21 protein-coding genes, 5 tRNA genes and 1 pseudogene are annotated in these 23,888 nt (G+C 61.0%); 14 read left to right on the forward strand and 13 right to left on the reverse strand.

From position 1 onward, the window contains the following. Positions 1 to 206: 206 nt before the first annotated feature. The 5 genes from CBW50_RS25415 to CBW50_RS25435 form a co-directional block, all read right to left on the reverse strand. Positions 207 to 291 (reverse strand) — tRNA-Leu (locus CBW50_RS25415). 75 nt (positions 292 to 366) lie between these two features. Further along, a tRNA-Leu gene (locus tag CBW50_RS25420) sits at positions 367 to 451 on the reverse strand. Positions 452 to 525: 74 nt separating this feature from the next. After that, a tRNA-Leu gene (locus CBW50_RS25425) sits at positions 526 to 610 on the reverse strand. Between the two features lie 166 nt (positions 611 to 776). Further along, complete coding sequence (locus CBW50_RS25430; protein WP_086148099.1) at positions 777 to 1,841, reverse strand: NF038122 family metalloprotease; 1,065 nt, start codon at positions 1,839 to 1,841, stop codon at positions 777 to 779. Positions 1,842 to 2,022: 181 nt separating this feature from the next. After that, a tRNA-Leu gene (locus CBW50_RS25435) sits at positions 2,023 to 2,107 on the reverse strand. 402 nt (positions 2,108 to 2,509) lie between these two features. Between CBW50_RS25435 and rnr the strand changes: the two genes are divergently transcribed. The 5 genes from rnr (at position 2,510) to CBW50_RS25460 (ending at position 7,992) form a co-directional block, all read left to right on the forward strand. Then, positions 2,510 to 5,074: a ribonuclease R gene (rnr, locus tag CBW50_RS25440; protein WP_086148100.1), complete on the forward strand. Its 2,565-nt coding sequence runs from the start codon at positions 2,510 to 2,512 to the stop codon at positions 5,072 to 5,074. A gap of 3 nt (positions 5,075 to 5,077) precedes the next feature. Then, entirely contained in the window at positions 5,078 to 5,821 is a 744-nt protein-coding gene (gene rlmB / locus CBW50_RS25445; RefSeq protein ID WP_086148101.1) for a 23S rRNA (guanosine(2251)-2'-O)-methyltransferase RlmB, read from the forward strand. 192 nt (positions 5,822 to 6,013) lie between these two features. Next, positions 6,014 to 6,763 carry a serine O-acetyltransferase gene (cysE, locus tag CBW50_RS25450; RefSeq protein ID WP_086148102.1) on the forward strand — a complete coding sequence of 250 codons (750 nt, stop codon included), beginning with the start codon at positions 6,014 to 6,016 and terminating at the stop codon, positions 6,761 to 6,763. Between the two features lie 10 nt (positions 6,764 to 6,773). After that, positions 6,774 to 7,472, forward strand: a complete 699-nt coding sequence (locus CBW50_RS25455; protein ID WP_086148103.1) for a YceH family protein — start codon at positions 6,774 to 6,776, stop codon at positions 7,470 to 7,472. Between the two features lie 13 nt (positions 7,473 to 7,485). Next, positions 7,486 to 7,992 carry a DUF2199 domain-containing protein gene (locus CBW50_RS25460; protein WP_086148104.1) on the forward strand — a complete coding sequence of 169 codons (507 nt, stop codon included), beginning with the start codon at positions 7,486 to 7,488 and terminating at the stop codon, positions 7,990 to 7,992. A 302-nt stretch (positions 7,993 to 8,294) separates the two neighbouring features. On the opposite strand, the gene CBW50_RS25465 is transcribed toward CBW50_RS25460, so the two are convergent. From CBW50_RS25465 to CBW50_RS25495, 7 genes are all read right to left on the reverse strand, one after another. Continuing rightward, a complete protein-coding gene (locus tag CBW50_RS25465; protein ID WP_086148105.1) occupies positions 8,295 to 9,275 on the reverse strand; it encodes a hypothetical protein in 981 nt (326 codons plus the stop codon). Further along, positions 9,272 to 10,144: an ABC transporter ATP-binding protein gene (locus CBW50_RS25470; RefSeq protein ID WP_086148106.1), complete on the reverse strand. Its 873-nt coding sequence runs from the start codon at positions 10,142 to 10,144 to the stop codon at positions 9,272 to 9,274. The genes CBW50_RS25465 and CBW50_RS25470 overlap by 4 nt, the downstream gene beginning before the upstream one ends. Further along, the gene (locus CBW50_RS25475) at positions 10,141 to 10,521 is read right to left on the reverse strand and encodes a GntR family transcriptional regulator (RefSeq protein ID WP_086148107.1); all 381 of its coding nucleotides are present in this window, start codon (positions 10,519 to 10,521) and stop codon (positions 10,141 to 10,143) included. Before CBW50_RS25475 ends, CBW50_RS25470 begins: the two co-directional genes overlap by 4 nt. 130 nt (positions 10,522 to 10,651) lie before the next feature. Beyond that, on the reverse strand, positions 10,652 to 11,368 hold the full coding sequence (locus tag CBW50_RS25480) for a DUF72 domain-containing protein (protein WP_086148108.1): 717 nt from the start codon (positions 11,366 to 11,368) through the stop codon (positions 10,652 to 10,654). Between the two features lie 69 nt (positions 11,369 to 11,437). Beyond that, entirely contained in the window at positions 11,438 to 12,184 is a 747-nt protein-coding gene (locus tag CBW50_RS25485; protein WP_086148109.1) for a UDP-2,3-diacylglucosamine diphosphatase, read from the reverse strand. A gap of 86 nt (positions 12,185 to 12,270) precedes the next feature. Then, entirely contained in the window at positions 12,271 to 12,762 is a 492-nt protein-coding gene (locus CBW50_RS25490) for a peptidylprolyl isomerase (protein WP_086148110.1), read from the reverse strand. 73 nt (positions 12,763 to 12,835) lie between these two features. Continuing rightward, entirely contained in the window at positions 12,836 to 13,474 is a 639-nt protein-coding gene (locus tag CBW50_RS25495) for a peptidylprolyl isomerase (RefSeq protein WP_086148111.1), read from the reverse strand. A gap of 278 nt (positions 13,475 to 13,752) precedes the next feature. On the opposite strand from CBW50_RS25495, the gene cysS reads away from it, so the two are divergent. The 9 genes from cysS to CBW50_RS30380 all read left to right on the forward strand — a co-directional run bounded on the left by cysS (position 13,753) and on the right by CBW50_RS30380 (position 23,387). Further along, entirely contained in the window at positions 13,753 to 15,147 is a 1,395-nt protein-coding gene (cysS, locus tag CBW50_RS25500; protein WP_086148112.1) for a cysteine--tRNA ligase, read from the forward strand. Beyond that, positions 15,147 to 15,860: a DNA-3-methyladenine glycosylase gene (locus CBW50_RS25505; RefSeq protein WP_086148116.1), complete on the forward strand. Its 714-nt coding sequence runs from the start codon at positions 15,147 to 15,149 to the stop codon at positions 15,858 to 15,860. Before cysS ends, CBW50_RS25505 begins: the two co-directional genes overlap by 1 nt. Before the next feature lie 54 nt (positions 15,861 to 15,914). Beyond that, positions 15,915 to 16,889: an acetyl-CoA carboxylase carboxyltransferase subunit alpha gene (locus CBW50_RS25510; RefSeq protein WP_034784047.1), complete on the forward strand. Its 975-nt coding sequence runs from the start codon at positions 15,915 to 15,917 to the stop codon at positions 16,887 to 16,889. A 99-nt stretch (positions 16,890 to 16,988) separates the two neighbouring features. Beyond that, positions 16,989 to 18,407: a tRNA lysidine(34) synthetase TilS gene (gene tilS, locus CBW50_RS25515; RefSeq protein ID WP_086148113.1), complete on the forward strand. Its 1,419-nt coding sequence runs from the start codon at positions 16,989 to 16,991 to the stop codon at positions 18,405 to 18,407. 196 nt (positions 18,408 to 18,603) lie between these two features. Further along, positions 18,604 to 19,851 (forward strand): aspartate kinase, encoded by a 1,248-nt coding sequence (locus CBW50_RS25520; protein ID WP_070221317.1) that lies wholly within the window; start codon positions 18,604 to 18,606, stop codon positions 19,849 to 19,851. Positions 19,852 to 19,961: 110 nt separating this feature from the next. Further along, positions 19,962 to 20,054 (forward strand) — tRNA-Ser (locus CBW50_RS25525). A gap of 304 nt (positions 20,055 to 20,358) precedes the next feature. Continuing rightward, a complete protein-coding gene (locus tag CBW50_RS25530; protein WP_253251992.1) occupies positions 20,359 to 21,555 on the forward strand; it encodes a site-specific integrase in 1,197 nt (398 codons plus the stop codon). Between the two features lie 972 nt (positions 21,556 to 22,527). Further along, on the forward strand, positions 22,528 to 22,914 hold the full coding sequence (locus CBW50_RS25535; protein ID WP_086148115.1) for a BPSL0067 family protein: 387 nt from the start codon (positions 22,528 to 22,530) through the stop codon (positions 22,912 to 22,914). A 5-nt stretch (positions 22,915 to 22,919) separates the two neighbouring features. Continuing rightward, positions 22,920 to 23,387: an STY0301 family protein gene (locus CBW50_RS30380; RefSeq protein ID WP_319017233.1), complete on the forward strand. Its 468-nt coding sequence runs from the start codon at positions 22,920 to 22,922 to the stop codon at positions 23,385 to 23,387. A 59-nt stretch (positions 23,388 to 23,446) separates the two neighbouring features. Here CBW50_RS30380 and CBW50_RS30385 read toward each other — a convergent pair. After that, positions 23,447 to 23,527: pseudogene (locus CBW50_RS30385) on the reverse strand (transposase); the annotation flags it as partial. Between the last annotated feature and the right edge of the window lie 361 nt (positions 23,528 to 23,888).

Here is a 23,888-nt window from a genome sequence, read left to right on the forward strand (position 1 = left end):
TGTACGTCATCTCGCCTTTTTCAACCTGCTCGACAACGCTCAATTTAAAAGCCAGGCTGTAATCTCGCTGACTGCGTCGAAACCCTTGTTCCATCGGACACTCCTTCTCTGTAACGAAAAAGTGTCAACTTATTCCAGGACGGGTCACTGGAATGAAAAAAGCCGCAAACTCGTGAAAGTTTGCGGCTTTTTTGCGAATTAGGTAATGGTGCCCACGAAGGGACTCGAACCCCTACACCCGAAGGCACATGGACCTGAACCATGCGCGTCTACCAATTCCGCCACGTGGGCACTGATGCTGCTTGTTGCTTACTGCTGTATCTCACTACTGTACTGCGGACTACAACGAAAACGACTCGTTGCTGGTGGTGCCCACGAAGGGACTCGAACCCCTACACCCGAAGGCACATGGACCTGAACCATGCGCGTCTACCAATTCCGCCACGTGGGCATTGTTGCTGCTGACTGCTGTGCTACCTTACTACTTTTTACTGCGGACCACAACGATGAACAACTCGTTGCTGGTGGTGCCCACGAAGGGACTCGAACCCCTACACCCGAAGGCACATGGACCTGAACCATGCGCGTCTACCAATTCCGCCACGTGGGCATTCTTGCTGCTTGCTGCTTGTCGCTGCGTGTTCTGCAGCGAGGACAAAATCATAAGGGCTGGCGCGCATTCGGTCAATCAACATTTTGCACTTTTCTTCAAGAAACATGGTTTTTCTTCCGAAAATGGCTTTTCCCTATGAAAACTGCCTGTTTTTTCAGCGTGTTTAGCGTCTTTGCCGCAGCGCCAGCAGCCCCAGCCCCAGGCATAGCAGCCATGCGGTGCACGGCGCCGGGATGGCGTTCGGGGCGATATCCCAGCCGATGGCGTCGAGGGCCATCAGGTCGTTCCGGCGCAGGCGCAGCAATTCACCGTACGCCACCGTCGGGTCCATGATGCCCAGGTGCAGGTTGTCGCGCCAGTGGCTGGCCTGGTCGCCGTCGCCGTGGTAAGCGCCGTTGGCGAACAGCGGTCCGCGCGTGGCGCCGCCGTCGAGCGAGAAATACTTGTCGCGCTTGTCGGCCGTCCAGTCGATCACGCCGGCCGCGGCGCTCTCGGCCGAGTAGCGGAACAGGTCCAGTCCGGAAACGTAGGTAAATTCCGAATCGTCGTAGGGGCCGCCCAGCGGCGGCGAGTTGAAGTCGAGAATGTCCACGCCGCTGAGAAAGCCCAGCGCGTGGCCGATTTCATGCATGGCCACGCCGATGAAGTCGATGCTGTTGGCGCCGATGCCATTGCCGGGATCGAAATCGAAATTGAAATCACTGTTGAACTGGATGAAGCCGTCGCAATTGCCGATGCAGCCGTCCAGCGATTGCGGCGGCGGCGCCAGGCCGACGGCCTTGGCTTGCGCATTGCTCAGCGACAGATATTGATTGTTGGCGTCGCCATTGTTGTCGACATAGGGCAGGGCGCTGCCGGGGCCGTTGGGATTGTTGGCCGTGCGGTTGATCAGCATGCCGAAGCTGTCGCCCGTGGGCAGGTGCGCCAGCGCCCGCTGGTCGATGGCGGAGCTGGCGTCGGCGGCGAGGGCGCCGCGAAAGTCGCTGTAGCGGTAAAACGCTTCCGACGAACCCGTTTGCCCCAGGATGTTGCCGCCCAGTGTATTGAAGCCCACCGTCAGGTCGATGGTGACATGGTCTTTCAGCACGCGCGACCAGCGCGCGGCCGCCGCCTGGAATCCCTGCTGCGCCTGCAGCGAGGTGCCGGGCACGTACTGCAGATGGAACAGGGGCGAGGCGAGGGTGCTGGCGGGCAATGCCAGTGCGAGGGCGGCGAGAACGATTTTCATGGCGGCACTCCGGAAGTGGGGATGCCAGCCAGCACGCAAGAAGCGTTCTCGGTTTTAAAATCAGGGACTTGGCGCTTGCGCGGTCGGCAACTGTCAAGAATGCCGACAGGCTTGATTGGCGCCGGAAATGAAAAGAGCCGCAAACTCGTGAAAGTTTGCGGCTCTTTTGCGAATTAGGTAATGGTGCCCACGAAGGGACTCGAACCCCTACACCCGAAGGCACATGGACCTGAACCATGCGCGTCTACCAATTCCGCCACGTGGGCACTGATGCTGCTTGTTGCTTTACTGCTCGAGTACTTGTTACAAAATAACTTCGCAACAATTCTGCTATTATAGCGGCTTGAAGAGTTTTGCGCCAGATGAGCTTGCGCTCCATACTGCACATCAACCCTGTACCGCTTTCCTGCAACTGCATTCCCGTGAAGGTTTGTCGCTGCAAGAGACCGAGATTATAGAGCAATATTTGCCGAAGTCAAATGCATTGCGCGGCTTTTCTCCTTTTTTTCATCGGCGGGGCGCTTGTACGGTTTCCGCTACGCTGTCCGTTAGGCAAACCAAGGCGTCCTCCGGTACACTACCGTCTATCACCGTGTCAATATTGACGGTGATGTCATCGGTCTTTGTATTCCGTTTGATCACTGTCAATAACAACTATAGAAATACTTTTGAGCCAAAATACCCACACCATCCCCAGCCGGGAGGACATTCTCGGCATATTCCGCAGCGTCAACGCGCCTCTCGATCCGCAGTCTCTCGGGAAAACGCTGCAAGTGCATGCCGATTCCATGGATGTCCTGGTCCGTCGCCTGAAGGCGATGGAGCGCGACGGCCAGCTCAAGTCTGACGCCAGCGGTGTTTTCAGCCTGGCCGACCAGAGCGCGCTCGTCGCCGGCCGCGTCATGAGCCATCGCGACGGCTTCGGTTTCGTCATTCCCGACGACGCCAGCGCCGACCTGTTCCTGCCTGAGAAAGAAATGCAGAAAGTCTTGCATGGCGACAAGGTCATGGCCCGCATCGTCGGCACGGACCGCCGCGGCCGCCCGGAAGGCACGATCGTCGAAGTCACGCAGCGCGCCAATACCCACGTCATCGGCCGTTTGATCCAGGAAAACGGCACCTGGGTGGTGGCGCCGGAAGACCAGCGCATCGGCCAGGACATTCTCGTCACCGGTTCGCTGGGCAAGGCCAAGGCCGGCCAGATCGTCAGCGTCGAGCTGACCGAGCAGCCGATGCGCTTCAAGCAGCCGGTCGGCAAGATCGTCGAAGTGCTCGGTGCGCTGGACGACCCCGGCATGGAAATCGAGATCGCCGTGCGTAAATTCAACGTGCCGCACATCTTTTCCGCCGCGGCTCTCAAGCAAGCTGAAAAGCTGCCGTTCGAAGTGCGCGCCGCCGACCTGAAAGACCGTGTCGACCTGCGCGACGTGCCATTGGTGACCATCGATGGCGAGGACGCGCGCGATTTCGACGATGCCGTGTATTGCGAACCCGTCAAGATCGGCCGCGCCAACTGCTTCCGCCTGATCGTGGCCATTGCCGACGTCAGCCATTACGTGAAACCGAACGACGCGCTCGATGTCGACGCGATCGAGCGCAGTACGTCCGTGTACTTCCCGCGCCGCGTGATCCCTATGTTGCCGGAAAAACTGTCGAACGGTTTGTGCTCGCTGAATCCGGCCGTCGACCGTTTGACCCTCGTCTGCGACGCCGTCGTCAGCGACAAGGGCGAGCTGAAGGCGTACCAGTTCTACCCGGCCGTGATCCATTCGGCCGCGCGCCTCACGTATGATGAAGTCGCCGCCGTGCTGGGCAATACCAAGGGCCCCGAGGCGGCGCGCCGCGCGGACATCCTGCCGCACCTGCAGAATCTGGAAGCCGTCTACCGCGCCTTGCTGAAAGCGCGCACGGAGCGGGGCGCCATCGATTTCGAGACGACGGAAACGTATATCGTCTGCAATAGCGCGGGCAAGATCGAAAAGATCATTCCCCGCACGCGCAACGAAGCGCACAAGATTATCGAAGAGTGCATGCTGGCGGCCAACGTCTGCGCCGCCGATTTGTTGCTGCGCAACAAGCATCCAGGCACTTACCGCATCCACGCCAGCCCGACCAAGGAAAAGCTCACGCAAGTGCGCACCTTCCTGAAACAGGTTGGCCTGAACCTGACGGGCGGCGACACGCCGTCGGCGTCCGATTACCAGACCCTGATGCAGCAGATCAAGCAGCGTCCCGACGCCGCGCTGCTGCAGACGATGCTGCTGCGCTCGATGCAGCAAGCCGTCTACAGCCCGGACAATATCGGCCACTTCGGCCTGGCGTACGAGGCGTATGCCCACTTCACCAGCCCGATCCGCCGCTATCCCGACCTGCTGACGCACCGCGCCATCAAGGCCATTCTGCAAGGCAAGAAATACGAACCGAAGCTGTCCGATAAGGTCGTGCTGAACACCAACGTGTCGAACGCCACGCGCAAGCAGCAGGCCAAGGACAAGGCCGACGGCAAGCCGAAGAAGACGGACCTGACCATCTGGGACGCGCTGGGCGTGCATTGCTCGGCCAACGAGCGCCGCGCCGACGAAGCGTCGCGCGACGTCGAGGCGTGGCTGAAGTGCTACTTCATGCAAGATAAATTGGGCGAAGAGTTCACGGGCACCATCACCGGCGTGACCACCTTCGGCGTGTTCGTGCAGCTCGACACCCTGTTTGTCGAAGGCCTGGTGCACGTGACCGAGCTCGGTACCGACTACTTCCAGTACGACGATGCGCGCCATGAATTGCGCGGCGAACGCACGGGCAAGCGTTATCAATTGACGGACCGTCTGACGGTGCAGGTGGCGCGAGTCGACCTGGAAACGCGCAAGATCGACCTGCGCCTGGTCACCGACGCGGAACTGGCGGGCGACGATGCGCCGGCCAAGCCGAACGGCGGCGGCAAGCGCAAGGGCGAGAAGAAATCCATGGTCAAGCCCGGTCCAGCGACCGAGCAGCGCCACGAGATCAAGGTCAGCGCCAACAACGGCGGCAAGTCCGGCAATGGTTCCGGCGGCCGTTCCAACGGCGCCAAGCCTGCCGCCAAGGCGCAAGCCAAGGCTGCCCCGAAGGAAGCCTCCAAGGCGGCGCCTAAGGCCGCGCCGAAGGGCGGCAAGAAACCAGCCGCGGCACCCGCTGCGGCGGCACCACGAGCAGCAAAAACTGTATCTGCATCAAAAACAAGCAAGAAGAAACGATAAATAATGAAGAATAAAATGATTTTCGGCTTCCACGCCGTCACCTCGCGTCTGCGTCATGAAGCGTCGTCCGTGGAAGAAATTTTCGTCGATGCCAGCCGCGTCGACGGCCGCATGAAGGACATGATCGCCGCCGCCAAGGCGGCCAACGTGCGCGTCATGCCCGTCGATTCGTCGCGTCTCGATAAAATCGTCGGCACGCGCCGCCACCAGGGCGTGATCGCGTTTGCCTCGCAATTGTCGCTGGCGCGCAACCTCGACGAGCTGCTGGACGCCATCGACGGCCCGCCGCTGCTGTTGATTCTCGACGGCATCACCGACCCGCACAACCTGGGCGCCTGCCTGCGCGTGGCCGACGGCGTCGGCGCGCATGCCGTCATCGTGCCGAAGGACCGCGCCGTGGGCCTCAATGCCACGGCCGCCAAGGTCGCCAGCGGCGCCGCCGAAACCGTGCCGTACATCACCGTGACGAACCTGGCGCGCACCATGCGCGAACTGAAGGACCGCGGCATCTGGCTGATCGGCACCTCGGACGACGGCGAAAAAGGCCTGTACGAGGCCGATTTCACGGGCCCGACGGCCCTCGTCATGGGTTCCGAAGGCGAAGGCATGCGCCGTTTGACGCGCGACACCTGCGACATTCTCGTCAGCATCCCGATGTTCGGCTCCGTCGAGAGCCTGAACGTGTCCGTGGCGTCGGGCGTGTGCCTGTACGAAGCCCGCCGCCAGCGCATCGCGAAAGAAGGCTAAAAAACGTCCAGGGCGGCGTTGCATTGCCTCGCCGTACTTGCGTACTGTCTTCGGCAATGCGCCTTGCCCTGAACGTTTTGTCGCGCTTCTTTGATAAGCCGCCGCCCTTGAGGCGGCGGTTGTTTATCTGCCTCTCCGGCAGCACGCCGCCGAATACGCTACCATTTGCGTTCCACCTTATCCATTTTCATTATGTTCCACCACCTGCGCGAAGATATCAACAGCATCATTGAACGTGACCCCGCCGCCCGCAATGGCTGGGAGGTGCTGACCTGTTATCCGGGCCTGCATGCCATCGTCATGCACGGCTGGGCGCACTGGTGCTGGACGCGGCGCATGAAGTGGGTGGGGCGCTTCATCTCGTATATCGGCCGCATCATCACCGGCATCGAGATCCATCCGGGCGCCGTCATCGGCCGCCGCGTCTTCATCGACCACGGTTTCGGCGTGGTGATCGGCGAGACGGCCGTCGTCGGCGACGACTGCACCATCTACCAGGGCGTGACTTTGGGCGGCACCTCGCTGCACAGCGGCGCCAAGCGCCATCCGACCCTGGAACGGGGCGTCATCGTCGGCGCCGGCGCGCAGGTGCTGGGCAGTTTTACCGTGGGCGAGTACGCCAAGGTGGGTTCGAACGCCGTGCTGCTGAAACCCGTGCCGTCCGGCGCCACGGCGGTGGGCAACCCCGCGCACATCGTGCAAAAGGATGTCAATGCCCTGCGTGAAGGCAGCACGGCGCACCTGTTCGCCGCGTACGGCGTCACGCCGAACGGCGACGATCCCCTGTCGAAAGCCCTGCAGGGCCTGATCACGCACGCCGTGGCGCAGGAGCAGCGCATCGAGACCATCCTCGCCACGCTGAAGGCGGCGGGCATCTGCTGCCAGGCCGTGCCTGAATGTGATAAATTGGATTCTGAGCAAATGAACAAGCTGGTTGATTAAGGATACAGGCATGAACACTGATGTGACGGCAGGCGAAAAAAGCAATGACAATCCGAATCTGCTCGACCCGTTCGAGATCCGCGTGCTGGCCGTGCTGGCCGAAAAGGAAGCGCTGACGCCGGACAGCTATCCGCTGTCGCTCAACGCGCTGACGAACGGCTGCAATCAATTGTCCAGCCGCGACCCCGTCATGGCCCTGTCCGAGGAAACCGTGTACGACGTGCTGCAGCGCTTGATGCAGCGCAAATTCGTCAACGGCATCACGCAGGCAGGCGCCCGGGTCGCCAAGTACGAGCACCGCATGCGCATCAAGTGGTCGCTGGAACAGGACAAGCTGGCCATCCTGACGATATTGATGCTGCGCGGCTTGCAGACGGCCGGTGAAATCCGCAGCCGCAGCGGCCGCGTGCATGAATTCAAGTCCGTGGCGGAAGTCGAATCCGGCCTGCAGTTTTTGATCGACAAATACCCGCCGCTGGTGGCGAAACTGGCTGTCGCCCCCGGCGCCAAGGAGCCGCGCTACGGCCACTTGCTGGGCGGCGAGGAAGCGCTGGCGCAGATCGAGACGGCGGCCGGTTTCGCGGGCGCCGTCAGCGCGCCGCAGCAGGGCAGCAGGGTGGTCCAGCTGGAACAGGAAGTGCTGCAATTGCGCAGCGACTTCGATGGTCTGGCGGCGCAGTTCGAGGCATTCCGCAAGCAGTTCGAATAGGCGGCCTTCAGGCATGCGTTTTTCCTTCCTGTGCCGCGCCTGCGGCGAGACCCACACGGGTATGCCCAGCTTCGGCGCCGATGCGCCGTGGCTGTACGAGCAGATGGCGCCCGCCGAGCGCGCGACGCGCTGCCAGATGGACAGCGACGCCTGCATCGTCGACGAAGAACACTGCTTCGTGCGCGCCACCATCGACATCCCCGTGCATGGCGCGGATGAGCCGTTCAGCTGGGGCGTGTGGGTGTCGCTCAGCGGCGACAGCTTCGATGCGTGGGATGCCTGTTTCCACGATGCGCAGCGTTCCCACATCGGCCCCTTCTCCGGCTGGCTCAGCACGCAGTTGCCCGTGTATCCGGCTACCCTGAACCTGAAAACCCGCGTGCACCTGCGCGACGACGGCGTGCGGCCATCTGTCGAGCTGGAGCCGACCGACCATCCGCTGGCCGTGGAGCAGCGCGAGGGCATCACGGTGGAACGGGTGGCCGAGCTGTATGCGCGGCTGGCGCATGGCGCCGCATAGGCGCCGCTTTCAGGCGTAGTTCCTGGCATGGCAACGGTTTGAACGTGCGCTGGTCCTTGGGACTGCCGCCGCACGGCGCCGGCGGTAGCGGCGCCGGCAACCTTCTGCAACGCGATCGCCTGGCCCTATCCTCGGCCATGCGGCAGATCCGCGCACGATCCGCATGAGCGGCAACATCCATTGCTTGCCGATATCTGTCCGGGGAGTGGCAGCGCCGCCATGGCGTGCATTTGCCGGCCGGGGACGAAAGCCCTGACCAGCGCCCAATGGACGGGGCGTTTGTCAGGGCGCAGGCAGCGCGCTCAGCCTTCTTCGCGCCAGCGGCGCAGGCGGATGGCGGCGTAAATCAGGGCCGCGCCCGCCGCCGCACCCAGCCAGGCTGCTGGCAGGCTCAGGCTGGACCAGGAATTGCCGAACACGTTTATGTTCTTTGACGCATGCAGTTGTTGCAACAGTGCCGGCTCGAACAGATACCAGCCGCCGGGGATGGTGCCGAGCAGGGCGCGCCCGATCACATTCATCTGTATCCAGCCAAGGTCGCTTTCCGTCTGCGTCAGCTTGCCGGCCCAGACCGTCAGGACCAGCAGCAGCAGCGGCACGCCGACGGCCCACAGGAATACTTTGGACCTGGCCCAGCTCGACACCATCAGCAGCCAGCCGACGGTCGGCAATGCCCACAGGAAATATACGGGCAGCAGGCCGAACACGCCCAGCGGCCCCAGGTACAGGCCGGGGGAGGCCAGCAGTTCGGCAAATACGTAGATGCCGTTGGCCGCCAGCACGCCGCCCAGTATCAGCACCAGCGCCAGCGAGGTGAGGCTGGCGGCGGCGGCCACGATCAGCGGCGCCACCAGCAGGGCGATGGCCACTTTCGACAGCACCGTCTGGGCGTCCGAAATGGGCAGTGACTTCCAGAACAGCACGCTGCGGTCGCGGCGGTCGTCATGCAGGGCGCTCAGGCAATAGAAAAAGACGAGGAAACCCAGCGCCAGGAACAGCGGCGCGGCCGTGACGATATAGTTGTTGGCGACGGCGTCGATGATTTCCATGCGGCGCGAACCGAAGCTGCGCGTATTGAAAATGGCGTTCCAGGATACTTCATCGCCATTGATGGTCAGCGCCGTGCGCATCTTGGCCTTGGTGATGGTGCCTATCGTCATCAGGGCGCCCAGCACGGTCATGACGATGCCGATCAGGGCGGGCGTCCACAGCAGCATGCCCTTGTGCTCCCACAGTTCGCGCCGGATCAGCCACTGCATCTTGTTCATGGGGGAAATGCTCATTGGTACGATCCTTTCATGGTCGCGACAAACAGGTCAGCCAGGCTGGGCGTGCGTACTTCGCCCAGGGCGGCCAGTTGGGTGCGGGCGACGCCGTCGAACAGCATTACCGACTTGCCGAACACGCTGCGTTCGCTGATCGGCTGCAGCGCGCGCGCCGGATTGACGTGCTGCGCGCCCACCATCACTTCGATATAGCGCTCGCCCACTTTTTCCATGCTCGAGGCCAGCACGATCTTGCCGTCGCGAATGAACATCAGGTCGCTCAGGATGTGCTCCACTTCCTCGATCTGGTGCGTGGTGATGACGATGGTCTTGTTTTCATCGAAATAGTCTTCCAGCAAGTTCTGGTAGAACTGCTTGCGGTACAGAATGTCCAGGCCCAGGGTCGGTTCGTCGAGCACCAGCAGTTTGGCGTCGATGGCCATCACCAGCGCCAGGTGCAGCTGCACCACCATGCCTTTCGACATGGCCTTGACCTTCATGTTCGGCGCCAGCTTGGTGTGCGCCAGGTAGCGTTCCGCCTTGCTGCGGTCGAAGCGCGGATGCACGCCGGCCACGAAATCGATGGCGTCGGCCACGCGCAGCCAGCCCGGCAGGATGGCCACGTCGGCGATGAAGCATACGTCGTCCATCAGCGCGTCGCGCTGCACGCGCGGGTCGCGCCCCAGCACGGCCAGTTCGCCCTCAAAGCCCGTCAGGCCGAGGATGGCTTTCAGGGTGGTGGTCTTGCCCGAGCCGTTAGGCCCGATCAGGCCGACGATGCGCCCCGGCGCGATATCGAAGCTGATGCCGTCGATGGCCACCTGCTTGCCATACTGCTTGCGCAGGCCGCGCGCGCTGATGACGCTGTCCTTGTTCAATGCATTCATGCGCTCTCCCCGTGTGCGCCACTGTCGCGGCTCGCTTGCAGCAGTTGCTCGAAGTTCAGGCCCAGCTGCGTGATGCGTTCCAGCAAGACCGGCCATTCTTCGCGCAGGAAACGTTCGCGTTCGCTGGCCAGCAATTTGTCGCGGGCGCCTTCCATGACATACATACCGAGTCCTCTCCGTTTTTCCACCAGGGCCTCGTCGACCAGTTCCTGGTAGGCGCGCGAAACCGTGATGGGATTTAATTGATAATCGGCCGCCACCTGGCGTACCGAAGGCAGGGCGTCGCCGGGCTGCAGCACGCCGTCGAGTATCATGCCCACCACCTTCGCCTTGAGCTGGCGGTAGATGGGGCTATTGTCGTTCCATGCGGCGCTCATGGGATGCGCTCCGACAAGGACAGGGCGGTGCGACGCGGAAAAAGTACTGTGTGCATCGAGGCTCCGTGTTGTATTGAGTTGGTGTTGTAGTTAACTATAACACTAAGACTGAAAGAATCAAGATTTCTTTTCAAGCCAGCCGCGCCTGCAGGTCCAGCGCATTGAACAGGGCGGCGCCGGCCGCCGTATTGTCGAAGATGCACCAGCTGCCCGCCTGCGCCGATGCGTGCAAGTCGGCGGCCAGGGCCGCCAGGTAGGCGGGCGGATAGTCCGAATAGTATATTGTCGGGCTGCCATGCAGGCGCAGGTAGGCCTGCTCCGTGGTCGGCACATGCGGACCTGGCTGGCCGGCGGGCGGGTCGGCGCGCACGCGCGTGATGCGATTGCCGCGTAGCACCTCCGTGGCGGCCTCGCCGAACCAGCTGGCATGGCGCGCCTCGCAGGCCAGCATGCCGTCAAGGTACTGGCGCAGCGCACGGAAGAATGTGGCGGCCACGTCCGCCTCGAAACGCAGGCTGGGCGGCAGCTGCACGAGGACGCAGCCCAGTTTATTTCCCAATTGCATGACTTCTCCCGCAAAGCGCTGCAGTTCGGCAGCACAGTCGCGCAAGCGCCGTTCGTGCGTGATGCTGCGCGGCAATTTCACGCTGAAACGGAACTGTTCGGGCACGCTGGCGGCCCAGCGCGCGTAGCTTGACGGCTGGTGCGGACGATAGAAGGAGCTGTTGATTTCCACGCTGGGCAATACGCGGGCGTAGCGCTGCAGATGGCTGCCATCGCGGGGAAAGCGGCTGGCGGCGGTGCTGGAAATGCTCCAGCCGGCCGTACCGATGTAAACAGTGTGCATGGCGCCATTACAGCAAGGCCAGGCGGGCGCGGCTATCGGACAAACGCCCGTGCGACGGTCGGCGCAAGCCTAGTCGATGATGTCGCCGTTCAGGTCGTGGCGCGTGATATTGCCGCGCGCATCGATGGCGATCCAGCCGCCGCGCTGCGGTTCCACGTCGCACTCCCAGTCCGGCAGGACATAGCGCAAGGTTGCGTCGACTTTATGCAGGGCAGGGCGGTGCGTATGGCCGTGGATCATGACGGTGCTCGCGTGTTCGGCAAATACTTGGGCCACGGCATCTGGCGTGACATCCATGATGTCCATGGATTTCTCGCCATTCTGTTCGCGGCTGCTCTGGCGCAAGCCGTCGATGATGGCCTTGCGCTGCGTCAAGGGCATGGCGAGAAACTGTTTTTGCCAGGCGGGCTGGCGCACCATGGCGCGAAATTCCATGTAGCTGACGTCTTTCGTGCATTCGGCGTCGCCGTGCAGCAGGACGATGCGGCGGCCGGCAATCGTGGCCACGTGCGGTTCGCTGAGCAGGGTGGCGCCGGCGGCGGCGGCAAAGCCGGAACCGACAAGAAAGTCGCGGTTGCCGGCGATCCAGTAGACGTGCACGCCGGCATCGCTGACGGCGCGGATGGCGGCCGTCATGCGCGCATTGAACGGGTCTTCCAGGTCATCGTCGCCGGCCCAGTATTCGAACAGGTCGCCCAATAGATACAGCGCCTGGGCATATTGCGCGTGGTGTTCCAGGAAAGAAAGAAACGCCGCGCTGGTGCGCGGGTGCGAACTCTGCAGGTGCAGGTCGGAAATGAAGAGTGCGGCAGGCATTGTCATCGTTCAACGCTCCCAAAAAGTGATGTACATGGAGAGGCGCAAACGCTGCAATGCCTGTTATGCATGGTACCCGAGCCGAATTAAGCGGCTTCTACCTTCTCGATGATGACATCGGTCACTGGCACATCGGCGAACATGCCGGCGCGCGAGGTTTTCACGGCGCGGATGGCGTCGACGACTTCCTTGCCTTCGGTAACTTTACCGAACACGGCGTAGCCCCAGCCGTCCTGGCCAGGGTAGTCGAGGAAGCTGTTGTTCTTGATGTTGATGAAGAACTGGGCCGAAGCCGAATGCGGATCCGAGGTGCGGGCCATGGCCAGGGTGTAGCTGTCGTTTTTCAGGCCGTTCTTGGCTTCGTTTTCCACGGTGGCGTCGGCAGGCTTCTGTTTCATGCCTGGCTCGAAACCGCCGCCCTGGATCATGAAGCCGTCGATGACGCGGTGGAAAATCGTGTTGTTGTAGTGGCCGGCGTTCATGTAGGCGAGGAAGTTGGCAACCGTTTTCGGCGCTTTCTCGGCGTCCAGTTCAGCGGTGATCTTGCCCAGATTGGTGGTGATGATGACGGAGGTCATGATGATCCTTAATAAATTGGATGAATAATTGATTCAGCGGCGCCAGGCAGGCCGGCGCCGCAAAAACGCTATTTTACAGTTTTGCGGGCGCGGACTTGAGTAAAGTCGCCGATTCGATCACGACGGGCGTGACGGGCACGTTCTGGTGCGGCCCCTTGTCGGCGACGGGCACGGCCTTGATCTTGTCGACCACGTCCATGCCTTTGACGACTTTGCCGAACACCGTGTAGCCGAAGCCGTCGCGGCCAGGATAGTCGAGTGCGCCGTTGTCGTTGACGTTGATGAAAAACTGCGCGGTGGCCGAATGCGGGTCGCCCGTGCGCGCCATGGCGATGCTGTAGGTGACGTTCTGCAAGCCGTTTTGCGCCTCGTTCCTGATCGGCGCCTTGGTGGCTTTCTGCTGCATGTTCTTGTCGAAGCCGCCGCCCTGTATCATGAAGCCGTCGATGACGCGGTGAAACACGGTGCCCTTGTAATAGCCGCTCTTGACGTACTGCAAGAAATTGGCCACGCTTTTCGGCGCCTTTTCCTGGTCCAGTTCCAGCACGATCTCGCCCATGCTGGTTTTCAGGGCCACGTGCGGCGTGGGATCGAGGGCGGCCGCAGGGCTTGCGGGGGCGGCGGCCACGACGGCGCTGCCCAGGGTCAGGCCGGCAAACAGGGTGCAAAAGCGGGCCAGGAAAGACAGGCGTTTCGACTTGATTTCTTGCATGGAGGCATCCTTAATCGTTATTTTTCTCTAAACTTGCTTTAATTGTAAAGAAGTGAAAATTCGGTTGAACATCGTAAAAACCTGATTCATATCGGGCCAGTATGGTTTTTATCAATGTTATACTTGACCGCTAACGCCCCAATTCTAACAAACAAGAACAACAATATAGCGGGTCGACCAGTCTTGGCGCACACGGCAGTTCAGTGGCGCGGCACCCCCGGTGTCCGCGCCTGTCTGTCGTTTTGCCAGGCGGGCGGCCGCTCCACTTGCAAAGTACGATGAGCAATCTAAAGATTTACAACACCCTGGCTCGCGAGAAGCAGGTATTCGTCCCGATGGAAGCGGGCAAGGTGCGCATGTACGTGTGCGGCATGACCATCTACGATTATTGCCATATCGGCCATGCGCGCATGATGATGGCCTTCGACGTCATCTACCGCTGGCTGAAAGCGTCCGGTTTCGACGTCACCTATGTGCGCAACATTACGGACATCGACGACAAGATCATCCGCCGCGCCGTGGAAAATGGCGAGACGATTTCCCAGCTGACGACGCGCTTCACCCAGTACATGGATGAAGACACGGCCGCGCTGGGCATCCTGACGCCCGACCACACGCCGCGCGCCACCGAATACGTGCCGCAAATGCTGCGCCTGATCGAGCAGCTCGAAGCGAAGGACCTGGCCTACCAGGGCGCGGATGGCGACGTGAACTATGCCGTGCGCAATTTCCCCCACTACGGCAAGCTGTCCGGCAAGTCGCTCGACGACCTGCGCGCGGGCGAGCGCGTCGACGTGAACACGGGCAAGCGCGATCCGCTCGACTTCGTGCTGTGGAAGTCGTCGAAGGAATCCGAGCCGGAAGAAGTCAAATGGGACTCGAAGTGGGGCAAGGGCCGCCCGGGCTGGCATATCGAGTGTTCGGCCATGTCCTGCGCCTTGCTCGGTGAACAATTCGACATCCATGGCGGCGGCGCGGACCTGCAATTCCCGCACCACGAAAACGAGATCGCCCAATCCGAAGGCGCGTTCGGCCACGCCAGCGTCAATTACTGGATCCATAACGGCTTCGTGCGCCTGGACAATGAAAAAATGTCCAAGTCGCTCGGCAACTTCTTCACCATCCGCGAAGTGCTGCAAAAGTTCGATGCCGAAGTGATCCGCTTCTTCATCCTGCGCGCGCACTACCGCAGCCCCCTGAATTATTCGGATGTGCACCTCGATGATGCGCGCCTGTCGCTGACGCGCCTGTACACGGCGCTGGCCGACGTGGCGGTGGAAGAGGGCGCCATCGACTGGAATGAAGCCCATGCCGTGCGCGTGCGCGAAGCGATGGACGACGATTTCAACACGCCGCTGGCCGTGGCCGCCCTGTTCGACCTGGCGACGGAAGTCAACAAGAGCAAGTCGCCCGCCCTGGCGCGTCAATTGAAGGGCCTGGCGGGCGTGTTCGGCTTGCTCGAGCGCACGCCGCAGCAATTCCTGCAAGCAACCGTGGGCGCCGCCGGCGGGCAGGACGAGGCGGCCGGCATCGAAGCGGCCATCGCGGCGCGCAGCGCGGCGAAAAAGGCGCGCGACTTTGCCGCATCGGACAAGATCCGCGCGGAATTGTTGGCTGCAGGCATCATTCTCGAAGACAAGCCTGACGGCTCGACCAACTGGCGCCGCGCATGATGGCTACGTCCAGGGAAAACGGGGAAGCGCCGGTAGCCGCTGCGCAGGTGATCCAGGTGCCGCACTACTGGGAAGAGGCGAAGATCGAGCTGATGAAGCGCGACCGCATCATGAAAAAGCTCATCCCGCAATTTGGCGACCTGCACCTGGTCGGCCATAGCGACCCGTTTACCACCCTGGCCCGTTCGCTGGTGGGCCAGCAGATCACGCCCAAGGCGGCTGATGCCGCCTGGAAAAAGCTGCTGGCCGCTTGCCCGAAATGCACGCCTACGCAAGTGTTGAAGGCGGGCGCCGAGCAACTGTCCGCCTGCGGTTTGTCCAAACGCAAGACCGAATACATCCTCGACCTGGCCGACCATTTCAAGGCCAAGCGCGTGCATGCGAGCCAGTGGGACCAGATGGATGACGAAGCCGTCATCGCCGAACTGGTGCAGATTCGCGGCATCGGCCGCTGGACAGCCGAGATGTTTCTGATATTTAATCTGCTCCGGCCGAATGTCTTGCCGCTCGACGACCCGGGTTTGATCCAGGGCATCAGCGTCAATTACTTCTCCGGCGAACCTGTTTCCCGCAGCGATGCGCGCGAAGTTTCCGCCAATTGGGAACCGTGGCGCACCGTGGCGACGTGGTATCTGTGGCGCAGTCTCGACCCTGCCGCCGCCCCTGCCGCACCCGATGCAGCCCCCGGCGCACCAGCCGGTACGGTAAAATAAACATAGATGACGCCGCGCGCCCTGGCGCCGTGGCCGGTAAAACCTGGAGGTACAATGACTAAAACGACTTTCCTCAATTTTGAACAGCCGATCGCGGAACTCGATTCCAAGATCGAAGAGTTGCGCTTCGTGCAAGACGATTCGGCCGTCGACATCTCGGAAGAGATCGACCGCCTGGCCAAGAAGAGCCAGCAGCTGACCAAGGATATCTACGCCAAGCTGACGCCTTGGCAAGTGGCGCAGATCGCGCGCCACCCGCAGCGCCCCTACACCATGGATTACGTGAATGAAATCTTTACCGATTTCCACGAATTGCATGGCGACCGCAGCTACGCTGACGATCTGTCCGTCGTCGGCGGCCTGGCCCGCTTCAACGGCCAGCCGTGCATGGTCATCGGCCACCAGAAGGGCCGCGACACGAAAGAGCGCGCCATGCGCAATTTCGGCATGCCGAAACCGGAAGGCTACCGCAAGGCCATGCGCCTGATGAAAGTGGCTGAAAAGTTCAACTTGCCCATCTTCACCTTCGTCGACACGCCAGGCGCCTTCCCCGGCATCGACGCGGAAGAGCGCGGCCAGTCGGAAGCCATCGGCCACAACCTGTACGTGATGGCCGAGTTGAAAGTGCCGCTGATCGCCACCATCATCGGTGAAGGCGGTTCCGGCGGCGCGCTGGCCATTGCCGTGGGCGACGCCGTGCTGATGCTGCAATACTCGACCTATGCCGTGATCTCGCCGGAAGGCTGCGCCTCCATCCTGTGGAAGAGCGCCGAGCGCGCCTCCGACGCGGCCGAAGCGCTGGGCCTGACGGCGCACCGCCTGAAAGCCATGGGCCTGATCGACAAGATCATCAACGAACCGCTGGGCGGCGCCCACCGCGATCCGAAACAGATGGCCACCTTGCTCAAACGCGCGCTGGCGGATACTTTGCGCCAGTTCCAGGGCATGAAAACCAAGGACCTGCTGGCCGCGCGCCATGAAAAACTGCTGAGCTACGGCAAGTTCAAGGAAACCACGCCGAGCGAGTAATCATCGCCGGCGCAGGCCGGCAGCAAGAACACCGGGGACAGGCAGCCAGACGACAGGAGTCGTTTGGTCACCTGTCCCTCTTTGCATTCCTGGAGTATTATGAAAAAGCAACAAACCGCCACCGTGCCCGACATCTTCGCCCGCGCGCTGGACGCCTGCGCACCTGCACCCGGCAGCACCGTCGGCATCGCCCTGAGCGGCGGCCTCGATTCCGCGGCCCTGCTGCACCTGGCGCATGCCTGGGCGCAGGAGCAGGGCGTGGCCCTGCACGCGTTTCACGTGCACCATGGCCTGAGCCCGAATGCTGATGCCTGGCTGGCCCACTGCGCGCAGGCGTGCGCCGGCCTGGGCATCGCCTTCGAGGCACGCCGCGTCACGCTGGAAAAGAATGCGAAGACGGGCACGGAAGAGGCGGCCCGCAAGCGCCGCTATGCGGCCCTGGGCGAACTGTGCGCCGCGCACGGCGTGCGCCTGCTGCTGACGGCCCACCACCAGGACGACCAGGCCGAAACGGTGCTGCTGCAGCTGCTGCGCGGCTCGGGCACGGCGGGGCTGTCCGGCATGGATGGCGCCAACAGCGCGCCCGAGCTGCTGGGCAACCCGGACCTCGTGATGGCGCGCCCCTTGCTTTCCGTGTCGCGAAGGCAACTCGAAGCCTACGTGGCGAAGCACGCGATCGCGCACATCCACGACGAGTCGAACGACGATCCCCGCTTTGCCCGCAATGCCTTGCGGCACCAGGTGATGCCCGTGCTGGCGCAGGCCTTTCCCGGTTTCCAGGAGCGCTTTGCCCGCAGCGCCCAGCATGCGCAGTCGGCGCAGCGCCTGCTGACGGAACTGGCGACGCAGGATCTGGCCGCCTGCCTCGATGGCGACTGCATCGAACTGGCGAAATTGCGCGCGCTGAGCGCGGACCGTTGCTACAACCTGCTGCGCCACTGGTTCGGCACGCGTGGCCTGCGCATGCCGTCGACGGCGTGGCTGGCGGAAATGCTGGCGCAACTGCTGGAAGCGCGGCCCGATGCGCAGTTGCTGGTCACGCATCCCGCATGCCACGTGCGGCGTCACCGCGACCGGCTGTACCTGACGCCCAAGCTGAATGACCTGGCCGGCATGCGCGAGCGTGACGATGCGGGCATTCCCGGCCTGGAAAAGGCCGGCCAGCAATTTGTCTGGCAGGGCGAGGCCAGCCTGGCGTTCCCCGCCTATGGCGGCGTGCTGCATTTCGATGCGGTGGCAGACGGCGGCCAGGGGATGGATGTTGCCTGGTTGCAATCACAAACTTTGACCATCGACTTCCGCCAGGGCGGCGAGCGCCTGAAACTGGCCCTGAACCGTCCCACCAAGAGCCTGAAATACCATTACCAGGCGTTCGACGTGCCCGCCTGGGAGCGCGAACGCCTGCCCCTTGTCTGTGCGGCGCAACAATTGCTGTATGCGGCGGGTATCGGCCTCGACTGCCATTGCCTGAGCCTGCTGGAACGTCCCCGCGTGACCCTGCGCTGGCAGTCCTGCTGAGCGCAGGGGTGGCTGCCACGGCCACTCTCGGAGTGGCCGGCAAGTGGCTGTCCATGCGCTCCCGACTGCATGGATTGGTTATTTCCATATGTGCAATCGGTATGAGCTAATGCGCTTTTTAGCTTGTTATTTTGCATTGCGGCATGTAGAGTAAAGCCCTCCTTTTTTATTCTTCTTGAGCGGAAACTTCACTCTTATGGCTTTAATCGTCCACAAATATGGCGGTACGTCGATGGGCTCGACTGACCGTATCAAGAATGTCGCCAAGCGCGTTGCCAAGTGGCACGACGCTGGGCATCAAATCGTGGTGGTGCCATCCGCCATGTCGGGCGAAACGAACCGCCTGATTGGACTGGCCAAGGAAATCATGGATCAACCCGATCCCCGCGAACTTGACATGATCGCCTCGACAGGCGAACAGGTGTCCGTCGGCCTATTGTCGATGGCACTGCTGGCGATCGGCAAACAAGCCGTATCCTATGCCGGCTGGCAAGTCGCGATCAAGACCGATTCCGCCTTTACCAAGGCACGCATCCAGTCGATCGATGACGAAAAAGTCAAACGCGACCTCGATGCGGGCAAGATTGTCATCATTACCGGTTTCCAGGGCGTCGACGAGCACGACAACATCGCGACTCTGGGCCGCGGCGGTTCCGACACCTCGGCCGTGGCGATCGCCGCCGCCATGAAGGCGTCGGAATGCCTGATCTTTACGGACGTCGACGGCGTCTACACGACCGACCCGCGCGTGGTCTCCGAGGCGCGCCGCCTGAAGACCATCACCTTTGAAGAAATGCTGGAACTGGCTTCGCTGGGCTCCAAGGTGCTGCAAACGCGTTCGGTGGAATTTGCCGGCAACTACCGCGTTCCCACGCGCGTGCTGTCGTCGCTGACCGACCCGATGTTGCCGCTGGAAATAGAAGCCAATTCAGGCACCCTGATTTCGTTTGAGGAAGATACAAACATGGAACAAGCAGTCATCTCCGGCATCGCCTTCAACCGCGATGAAGCCAAAATCACCGTGCTCGGCGTGCCCGACCGTCCAGGCGTGGCCTACCACATCCTGGGACCGGTGGCGGACGCGAATATCGAAGTCGACATGATCATACAGAATCAGTCGGTAGACGGTAAAACGGACTTCACCTTCACCGTCTCGCGCGGCGAATACACGCGCGCGCTGGCCGTGCTGGAAGCGAACCGCGAAGCGCTGGGCGCGGCCAGCATCACGGGCGACGCGAAAGTGTCGAAACTGTCCGTCGTCGGCGTGGGCATGCGCAGCCACGTGGGCGTCGCATCGCAGATGTTCCGCACCCTGTCGGAAGAGGGCATCAACATCATGATGATCTCCACTTCCGAGATCAAGATTTCCGTGCTGATCGATGAAAAGTACATGGAACTGGCCGTGCGCGCGCTGCATAAAGCGTTCGAGCTGGAAAAAGCTTAAAAATGTAAAAATATCGCCCCACGCCCTTGACCAAAGGGGGGGCAATCGATATTATGACGTTCGTCGCTGCAGCGCAGTTAGCTACAGAGACATAGTTGAGTAATCAGCTAGGAGACGTGGCCGAGTGGCCGAAGGCACATCCCTGCTAAGGATGCATACGGCTTATACCTGTATCGTGGGTTCGAATCCCACCGTCTCCGCCAGTATTTCTAAAAACCCGCTTCGGCGGGTTTTTTCATTTCCGCTCCTCATAGGAGAAACCACGTAAATCCATCCGCCAGCGTCTGCTGCCTGCCGCGTCAATCCTGCATCTGCTGGGGGGTAGGCTGGGGGGTAGCAATGGCTGTGTGCGCTGCCTTAAAGCGTACGTCACCGATCCTGTTATGTCCCGCCTGTTGCCGCAACTGACCTTGCGCGGGATCAAGTGTCGTTGCCAGCACGCGCTTGATCGCGCGCTAAAATTAGGACCGGTTCTCGCAATGCGGGAGTGGTGTCATGACAACCAGGATGAACAAGCTGTCGGCGCTGGTCGTCGGTCGCGCCAGGGAGCCAGGGTATTACGGGGATGGCGGCGGACTGGTGCTGCAAGTATCCGGCGCTGGCGCCAGGAGCTGGCTGTTTCGTTACAGCGTAGCTGGCAGGCGTCACGAAATGGGGCTGGGTTCTTGTCTGGCAGTCGATCTGGTCGAGGCGCGCAAAAAGGCGCGGCAATGCCGTTTGCTGCTGAGTGAAGGGCGCGATCCGCTGGCAATGCGCCGCCAGGAAAAACAGGCCGGGATGCTGGCGCGTGCCCGTCAAATGACCTTTGAACAGTGTGCGGCGTCGTATATCGCGGCGCACCGGCATGGCTGGAGAAATGCCAAACATGTGGCGCAGTGGGAAAACACCCTGGCCGCCTATGTGTTCCCATTGGCGGGGGCGCTGCCTGTCGCGGCGATCGACACCGATCTGGTCGTCAAGGTGCTCGATGCAATCTGGTTGTCAAAGACGGAGACGGCAACGCGCATACGCGGCAGAATCGAATGCATACTCGACTGGGCAACGGTCAGCGGCTTTCGTCAGGGAGAAAATCCGGCGCGCTGGAAAGGCCATCTGGAAAATCTGCTGGCCAATCCGAACAAGGTTTCTCCGGTGAAAAACAGGCCGGCCCTGCCGTGGCAAGAGATCGGCAGATTCATGGCTGCCTTATCGGGTCAGGAAGGGATTGCTGCCAGGGCGCTGGCGTTTGCGATCCTGACGGCTGCGCGCTCAGGAGAGGTCAGGGGTGCGCGGTGGCCGGAGATAGACCTGGAGGCGGCCCTGTGGACGATTCCAGCGCAGCGCATGAAGGCAGGCAAGGAGCATCGCGTGCCGCTCTCTGGTGGGGCGCTTGCGCTGCTGCGCGCAGTGCCGCGTCAGGGGGACATCATCTTTTCAGGCCGCAAGCGTGGCACGCAGTTGTCGGACATGAGTTTGACGGCAGTCTTGCGCCGCATGCAGTTTGACGACATCACCGTGCACGGTTTCCGTTCTTCCTTCCGTGACTGGTGCGCCGAGGCGGCGGCCAATGCCTTTTCACGTGAGGTATGCGAGCATGCGCTGGCGCACCGCTTGCCGGACAGGGTGGAAGCCGCCTATCGGCGCGGCGACTTGTTCGACAAGCGTATCGTGCTGATGCAGGCATGGTCTGACTTTTGCAGCAATCCCGCACCGTCTGTCGTGTGATGGCATATCCCATGGAGTATCCTTGCGCAGGCTGAGGACTGGCATGCGTGTTCAGGCGCCTTGCAGCCATTGTCCGCATCCCGTGCCGGCACGCGTTCCTGAACCAGGCCGGCAAGCGGCCCTGGAGTCTTACGGAGGCCAGGAAGGTGTCTTCCTTGGCGCTTGCTTAGATCCTGCTACCCCATTTTCCGCTGCTTGCCGACACTCCAGGCAGGCGGCTGAAGCGCGCCAAGGTACTGTGGCGGGAGGAAGGAGTCACTTGGGACGTGTTTCTCTTCAAGGGCGAGGCAGGATCGGTGCCAGCACGGCGGCACTGGTGCAGACCGGATCGCCGTCCTGGCGTCACCAGTTGATTGTTGCTGCGGGTATCGTCGCTGAAGGCCAAAAATGCGACGAAATTTTGGCCGCGCTTCGCTGGTGGTGGCGTTTGAGCCAGGCACGCAGTTGTTCTGCACAGGATTCTTCATGGTATTTAATCGCCATCATGTCGTGCGGAACATGCACGGTTAAACCACAAATCTGGCACGGTTGAACCACAAATCTGACACGGTTGAAGCCTGAAATGCCACGGTTGAAGCAGATATGGCACAAATAAGGCCTTATAAGGCCTTATTTGCTTTCAGCCGTGCCAAAAAAGGGGTTTGGTCGACGTTGCGTCCGACGATTTTAGTGGTTCAGTCGCTGCGCGAAGCGGGGCAGGATAGGTGAAGTTAGCTAACCGGCGGGCCGGTTAGCTAACTTCACACCTGCTTATTCGCACTTCGTGCTCAACGTGTTCTTTTAGCGCGCTCTAGAAATGGGGGGATTACCCTCAAGACATCAGGTCTGCTGATAGACGTAAGCGGTTTTCAGTGCATGTGCTTGATGTCGGTCAAAGGCCTCCACCTGAGAGCGCTAATTTTTGTTTATGTTCAAAGAGCTGAGTTCTCATTGCCGTAAATTCAAGACATTCCCAATTCTCAGGAGGGCGGAATGTCTTACGTTTATCCTAATGCGTCGTTGCTCAAAGGTCAGCCCGTGATAGGCAGCCACCAATGTGTCGCGCTCGTTCAAGAGTATGCCGGAGCACCCACAACACCACATTGGCGACAAGGTGAAGCCGTTGTAGGCAACACGACGTTGCGCGCCGGAACGGCCATCGCGACCTTCGTCAACGGCCGGTATCCTAACCATCGGCATGGTAATCACGCTGCCCTGTACATACGCCAAGGCGTCAACGGTATTTATGTCGCAGACCAATGGAAGGCGGCCGGAAAAACAAAAATCTCAGTGCGCCTCTTGCAGTCTTTGGGCAAAGATAAAAAAGGCAATTTCAACCATCCGAGTAACAACGCCGATGCTTTTTTCGTTATCGAGTAATGCCCATGAACCAACAGAGAAACCCAGATTTGGTCCGCCGCGTAGCATCGGCGGCCAGCTGCGCGCTAGCCCTTATGCTCGCGGTGGCGCCACCTGTATTCGCTTCGCCTCCAGTCCTGGAGTGCCCCACGTCGATTTCAGAGAAGTCGGTACAGCTGAGGGATACCCCGGCAGGCTGGCAAACCTTTGTAAGCGCACCGCTGTATTTGCACGGAGCCGCTCCGATGAGCGGTCCACCCGAAATGCTCGGTGAGCTCATAAGCGATACGGAACGACATGGCAAGAAGGGAACAGAGTCCACCTACAAAATCGATGGAAAATTCCCTAATGGGAAATGGTTGGCGTGCACCTACGGCGAGGCTGACCAAGTGACACTCGCTCGTCAATTACCGGATGCCACCAATGTCTGTGTTATCACTTCTCGCAAGGGAAAATTTGTCGGGCAGAACGACGTCAAAATCGATTGCAAATGACGACGTGAGAAATTTCTCGATCTGCTGAAATAGCCCCCTGATTCACCGGACACAGCCTATGCGCTAACCGGGTGCCCGCGCTGCGCTACTTGCTTGACCGCAGCAATTTTGAATTCCTCCGTGTACCGCTTTCCGCTCATACCTTCTCCTTGTGCCCATAATTATGGCTCAGGAGTGTCTACGATTGTCGTGGCGATTCAGTTCGCGGTTGTCTGGCAGACTCCTGGCGATTCACTTTGCCAGGGGGGTAGCGCCGAAGTATGCGCCGTTTTTCATAGGGATGTTCTACGGACACCGTCTCCGCCAGAATCAAATAAAAAAGCCTCCCCTGCGGGAGGCTTTTTTATTTGTCTGTGACCCGTCCTGGAATAAGTTGACACTTTTTCGTTACAGAGAAGGAGTGTCCGATGGAACAAGGGTTTCGACGCAGTCAGCGAGATTACAGCCTGGCTTTTAAATTGAGCGTTGTCGAGCAGGTTGAAAAAGGCGAGATGACGTACA

This window comes from Janthinobacterium sp. GW458P (genome assembly GCF_002127585.1).
Classification (GTDB): Bacteria; Pseudomonadota; Gammaproteobacteria; order Burkholderiales; family Burkholderiaceae_D; genus Janthinobacterium.

Excerpts from the sequence above, each read along its gene's own strand:
- CBW50_RS25430 (WP_086148099.1), bottom strand. The coding sequence starts at position 1,841 with ATGAAAATCGTTCTCGCCGCCCTCGCACTGGCATTGCCCGCCAGCACC.
- rlmB (WP_086148101.1), top strand. The coding sequence starts at position 5,078 with ATGAAGAATAAAATGATTTTCGGCTTCCACGCCGTCACCTCGCGTCTG.
- cysE (WP_086148102.1), top strand. The coding sequence starts at position 6,014 with ATGTTCCACCACCTGCGCGAAGATATCAACAGCATCATTGAACGTGAC.
- CBW50_RS25455 (WP_086148103.1), top strand. The coding sequence starts at position 6,774 with ATGAACACTGATGTGACGGCAGGCGAAAAAAGCAATGACAATCCGAAT.
- CBW50_RS25460 (WP_086148104.1), top strand. The coding sequence starts at position 7,486 with ATGCGTTTTTCCTTCCTGTGCCGCGCCTGCGGCGAGACCCACACGGGT.
- CBW50_RS25465 (WP_086148105.1), bottom strand. The coding sequence starts at position 9,275 with ATGAGCATTTCCCCCATGAACAAGATGCAGTGGCTGATCCGGCGCGAA.
- CBW50_RS25470 (WP_086148106.1), bottom strand. The coding sequence starts at position 10,144 with ATGAATGCATTGAACAAGGACAGCGTCATCAGCGCGCGCGGCCTGCGC.
- CBW50_RS25475 (WP_086148107.1), bottom strand. The coding sequence starts at position 10,521 with ATGAGCGCCGCATGGAACGACAATAGCCCCATCTACCGCCAGCTCAAG.
- CBW50_RS25480 (WP_086148108.1), bottom strand. The coding sequence starts at position 11,368 with ATGCACACTGTTTACATCGGTACGGCCGGCTGGAGCATTTCCAGCACC.
- CBW50_RS25485 (WP_086148109.1), bottom strand. The coding sequence starts at position 12,184 with ATGCCTGCCGCACTCTTCATTTCCGACCTGCACCTGCAGAGTTCGCAC.
- CBW50_RS25490 (WP_086148110.1), bottom strand. The coding sequence starts at position 12,762 with ATGACCTCCGTCATCATCACCACCAATCTGGGCAAGATCACCGCTGAA.
- CBW50_RS25495 (WP_086148111.1), bottom strand. The coding sequence starts at position 13,474 with ATGCAAGAAATCAAGTCGAAACGCCTGTCTTTCCTGGCCCGCTTTTGC.
- cysS (WP_086148112.1), top strand. The coding sequence starts at position 13,753 with ATGAGCAATCTAAAGATTTACAACACCCTGGCTCGCGAGAAGCAGGTA.
- CBW50_RS25505 (WP_086148116.1), top strand. The coding sequence starts at position 15,147 with ATGGCTACGTCCAGGGAAAACGGGGAAGCGCCGGTAGCCGCTGCGCAG.
- CBW50_RS25510 (WP_034784047.1), top strand. The coding sequence starts at position 15,915 with ATGACTAAAACGACTTTCCTCAATTTTGAACAGCCGATCGCGGAACTC.
- tilS (WP_086148113.1), top strand. The coding sequence starts at position 16,989 with ATGAAAAAGCAACAAACCGCCACCGTGCCCGACATCTTCGCCCGCGCG.
- CBW50_RS25520 (WP_070221317.1), top strand. The coding sequence starts at position 18,604 with ATGGCTTTAATCGTCCACAAATATGGCGGTACGTCGATGGGCTCGACT.
- CBW50_RS25530 (WP_253251992.1), top strand. The coding sequence starts at position 20,359 with ATGAACAAGCTGTCGGCGCTGGTCGTCGGTCGCGCCAGGGAGCCAGGG.
- CBW50_RS25535 (WP_086148115.1), top strand. The coding sequence starts at position 22,528 with ATGTCTTACGTTTATCCTAATGCGTCGTTGCTCAAAGGTCAGCCCGTG.
- CBW50_RS30380 (WP_319017233.1), top strand. The coding sequence starts at position 22,920 with ATGAACCAACAGAGAAACCCAGATTTGGTCCGCCGCGTAGCATCGGCG.